4 protein-coding genes are annotated in these 3,375 nt (G+C 69.4%); all 4 read right to left on the bottom strand.

What is annotated here, in order from left to right:
* Positions 1-687 (bottom strand): alpha/beta hydrolase fold domain-containing protein (locus Q8814_RS25175; protein WP_330154683.1); only part of this gene is annotated, 687 nt, incomplete at its 3' end.
* A gap of 14 nt (positions 688-701) precedes the next feature.
* Positions 702-1,829: an FAD-dependent monooxygenase gene (locus Q8814_RS25170; RefSeq protein WP_330154682.1), complete on the bottom strand. Its 1,128-nt coding sequence runs from the start codon at positions 1,827-1,829 to the stop codon at positions 702-704.
* Positions 1,830-1,872: 43 nt separating this feature from the next.
* Positions 1,873-2,826: a phosphotriesterase family protein gene (locus tag Q8814_RS25165; RefSeq protein ID WP_330154681.1), complete on the bottom strand. Its 954-nt coding sequence runs from the start codon at positions 2,824-2,826 to the stop codon at positions 1,873-1,875.
* A 66-nt stretch (positions 2,827-2,892) separates the two neighbouring features.
* Positions 2,893-3,375: phosphotriesterase family protein (locus Q8814_RS25160; RefSeq protein ID WP_456239121.1), on the bottom strand; the 483-nt coding region annotated here is incomplete at its 5' end.

The raw sequence follows: 3,375 nt of genomic DNA, 5'->3' as shown, positions 1-3,375 counted from the left end.
CACCAGCGGCTCGGCGGGGTCGGCGCCGCTCTCGAGGTAGAAGGAGTTGAACCCCTTCCGCCCGGCGGTTTCGACGCCGTACCCTTCGGCGTTGTCAAGCAGGGAGGGGTAGCGGTCGGTGTCGAAGTCCAGGTCCAGGGACGGGTAGTACAGCACCTGGTGGGTGATGCGGTCGAAGCCGTCGTCGTGGGCTTGTGCGGCGACGGCGGCGACGAAGGTGCCGCCGGAGCTGTCGCCGGCCAGAGCGAGGGTGTGCTCGTTCCACTTCAGGTCGTCGCCGTGGTCGGCGGCCCACCGCACCACGCCGTAGCAGTCGTCGAGTCCGGCCGGGAACGCGGCTTCGGGGGCGCGGCGGTACCCGACGGAGACGACCTTGCAGCCGGCGGCGTGCGCCAGCTGCCGGGCTACGTGGTCGTGGGTGTCGAGGCTGCCGAGGAAGAACGCGCCGCCGTGGAAGTAGATCAGCAGTCCGTAGCTGTCGGCGTCGACGGGGGTGTAGATGCGGACGGGCACGTCCCCCACCGGTGTGGTGGCGACGGTGTCCTCGACCCGGTGCAGGGGCAGGCGGTCGGCGAGGGGTGGGACCTGGGCTTCTTCGCCGGCGCGCAGGGCGGCCGGGTCGAGTGGGCCGTCGGGTGGGGCGGGCAGGTCGGCGAGGAAGTCCGCGATTCGGGGGTGCAACGGCATGGCGCGTTCTCCTGTCAGTGGGTGGCGGGCTGCTGGGAGGTGGGCTTCTGGCCCGGGAAGACGTCGTCGACCTCGTCTTCGGTCCAGCCCTGCCGGGAGATGCGCTGCAGTTCGTCGGTGACGGGTTTGCGGGCGGCCTGGTAGGCCGCGAGGGCGGCGGCGACGGTGTCGGCGTCGCGGAGGGCGTCGGCGAGGGCGCCGGCGTCGAGGATGGCGGAGTTCGCGCCCTGGCCCTGGTGGTGGAGCATCGAGTGGGCGGCGTCGCCGACGAGGACGGCGGAGGCCGAGTGCCAGTGCGCGACGGGGTCGATGTCGTAGACGGCGCGGAGGTTGACGGTGCTCATGTCGATGTCGCGGGCGATCTGCACGATCCGCTCGTCGAAGCCGTCGAGGGTGGCGAGGAGGTCGTCGCGGGTGGCCTCCGGGGACCAGGTGCTGTCGGGGCACAGCGCGGTGACGTCGAAGGACACGTCGCCCCGGTGGCGCAGCGGCAGGAAGTACACCTTGGTGCCCTTGCCGATGTACATGCGCAGGTTGTCGTCGGTGGCCAGGCCATGGGTGGCGTCGGCGGGGATGACGGCGCGGTAGGCGTGTTCGCCGGAGAAGACAGGTTCCTGGTCGCTGAACAGTTGCTTGCGGACGACGGATTTGATGCCGTCGGCGCCGACGACGAGGTCGGCTTCGACGACAGTGCCGTTGGTGAAGGTGAGGACGGTTTTGTCGCCGCGGTCCTCGGCAGTGTCGAGTTTGTGGCCGAGCTTGATCATGCCGTCGGGAAGGACGCTCACGAGTGCGTCGATGAAGTCGCCGCGGTGGATGAGGTGGGTGTGGGTCTTGACGTCGTAGTCGTCCATGCCCGGCCAGTCTTCCTTCATGATCGGCTCGCCGGTGGCGGTGAGGATCTCGAAGTAGTCGCTGGGTGAGCTGACGTCGGCGATGGCGTCGAAGGTGCCCCATTCGCGGAAGCGCTGCATGCTGGACGGGCGCAGGCCGATGCCGGCGCCGACCTCGCGGATTTCGGTGGCCTGTTCGTAGACGGTGACGTCGGCGCCGAGCAGGCTCAGGGCCTTGGCGGCGGCGGCGCCGGCGTATCCGGCGCCGACGATGGCGATGGTCAGGTTCTTCAGGTCTGCAGACTGCATGGTCGTGTCTCTCTGGAGGGGCGTGGCGCGCCGGAAGGGGCGGTCAGGCCTGGAGGGTGAGGAAGTCGGCGGGGTTCTCGACGAAGAGCTTGGTGATGGTGGCCTCGTCGAGTCCGGCCTCGCGCAGGTCCGGGATGAGATCCTCGAAGAGGTAGTTCACGGTGTGGCCTTTGACGCCGGGCCAGCCGAGTGGGCTGCAGTTGGCGTCGACTCCGGCGAGTGCCTGGTCGAGGTGGCCCGCGCGCAGGAAGCGGAGGAAGTGGTCGAGGCGTTCTTTGCGGGGTCGGGCCCAGAACGGGGGGTCTTCGAGTTCGGTTTCGTAGCCGAAGGTGTCGAAGCCGACGCGGCCGCCCTGTTGGGCGATCCAGCTGTCGCGGGTCTTTTCGGCGTTGACGCCGTCGTCGGCGTGGCCGAACAGGACACGGTCGAGTGACAGGCCTTCTTCGGTGAAGATGGTGATGGCGTTTTCGGCGTCGATGGCGAGGTGGGTGAGGATCGGGGCGCCGGTGGTCAGCGCGGCGCGGGCGGCGGCGCGGTAGATGCGCTTGTCGAGGTCGGTCATCTTGCCGCCGCGGCTGACGCCGACCTTGATGACGCCGGCTCGGCTGCCGGTGGTGCCGACGCCGACGGTGATCTCGTGCACGAACTGGTCGGTGAGGTACTCGACGGTGGCGCGTTCGAAGAACGGCAGGGCGGTGTCGCCGCCGACGAAGCCGGTGCAGGCGATGATGTGGACGCCGGTCTTGGCGGACAGGGACTTGTAGTAGTCGATGTCGCGGCCGTTGCAGATGCCGGTGACGTCGACGAAGGTGCCGCCGCCGTATTCGTGGAACTTGCGGAGCTTGGGGACGGTTTCCTCGTAGCGGACCTCGGGGGTTTTCCACCAGGTGGTGTCCAGTTCGGAGCCGGGCATGCCGTATCCGATGTGTTCGTGGATGGCGACGATGCCCAGCTCTTCGGTCGCGATGGGACCGAGGACGGTGTTGACTCTCGACACAGGAGCTTCCCTTCGGGAAAGAAAAGATGTTCGGTGCTTGCGGGCTCGCGTGGTGGGGGGTTGCGGTCAGCGCAGCGACAGCAGTGCGCGCGGGTTGTCGGTGAGGATGCGCGCGATGTCCGGGTCGCCGATCCCGCGGGCGGTGAGCAGCGGCACGAACGTCGACAGGATGTGGCTGAACGGCACCTCACGGCCGGGTTCGCCCTTCGACACCCCGGTGGCGTTGCTGGAGAGCAGGATTCGGTCGCCGTGACCGGCGTCGATCAGGTCACGGACGAGGGTGGCGCGTTCGTCGTCGGCGAGGTGGGCGTCGTCGGCGGTGCCCACGTGGTCGAGGGCGACGTAGGCGCCGCGGCGGGCGATCGCGAGGGCGGCGCCGGCGGCGTGGGCGTCGGCGCGGTCGAGGCCACCGACAACGACGCGGTCGGCGGGCAGCTTTTCGTCGAGCACGATGTCGAGGTCGTGCAGGGCGTCGGCGCCGTAGCGGATCGAGACGGCGACGCCGGTGGCGAGGGCGGTGCGGGCCGCGCCGCGGAACAGGCTCTCCTC

This window comes from Rhodococcus chondri, assembly GCF_036327435.1.
Taxonomy (GTDB): domain Bacteria; phylum Actinomycetota; class Actinomycetes; order Mycobacteriales; family Mycobacteriaceae; genus Rhodococcus; species Rhodococcus chondri.
This window is presented reverse-complemented; position numbering and strand designations above follow the sequence as displayed.